This window comes from Enterobacter sp. ENT03 (assembly GCF_019218745.1).
Classification (GTDB): Bacteria; Pseudomonadota; Gammaproteobacteria; order Enterobacterales; family Enterobacteriaceae; genus Enterobacter_D.
Map to the genome: position 1 here is coordinate 1 of NZ_JAHUXA010000041.1, position 786 is coordinate 786.

The following is a 786-nucleotide window of genomic DNA, read 5'->3' on the forward strand; positions in this document are numbered from 1 at the left end:
GCTCGCCCTGTGCACACTGCTCCCCGAGTCGTGCTGCCGCGGCGTCAGTCCCGCGAACGCCGCGAACTGTCTCGCCTGTCCGAACCGCTCTTTCAGCCCCGCATACGCCAGCAGCACCGCGGAGGTCTTCGGACCGATACCCGGTATGCTGTCCAGCAGCTTTCGCCGGTGCTTCATATCCGGGTCGTTGTCCGTCAGGTCTTTTATCTGTTTTTCCAGACGTTTCAGTTCTGCCGCAAGCCACAGCAGGTGCGCATCTATACTCGGCATCTGCACCTCCCGCGCCGTCTCCCGACGGTTCAGCTCCTGCGTGTGCATATCCGTCAGCGACTGATGCCGCAGCACCAGCGCCCGCAGGGCCCGTTCCACCGGGTGCGGCGCTTCCCAGGCGGCAGGACGCTTCTGACGGCAGAACGCCGCCAGCATCCGCGCATCCACGGCATCGGTCTTGCTGCGCAGGCCTTCGCTTTGTGCAAAGGCTCTGCCCAGTGCCGGGTTGATGACGGAGACGATAAATCCGGCCTCGCTGAGGTGTGCGGCAGCGTCCTCCATGTACGTACTGGTGGCTTCCATGCAGATATGGGCCGCAGCCACGTGATGGCTGCGCAGCCAGTGGACCAGCTCGTCGTGGCCCTTCGGGGTGTTGTCAAACTTTTTGCTGCGGTGACGGCCGTCAGGACGCAGCACATCGACATCGAGCTTTGCTTTAGAGACATCAATGCCAATGAAGTGCAGTTCGTGTTCCATAGTGAAACCATCCTTGTCAGTGCGGATTACCGGAAAAAA

The 786-nt window shown here is 61.5% G+C and carries 1 protein-coding gene; it reads right to left on the reverse strand.

What is annotated here, in order from left to right:
• On the reverse strand, nucleotides 1–747 hold a 747-nt coding region (locus KW828_RS21625), incomplete at its 3' end, for a transposase (RefSeq protein ID WP_218338290.1).
• Between the last annotated feature and the right edge of the window lie 39 nt (nucleotides 748–786).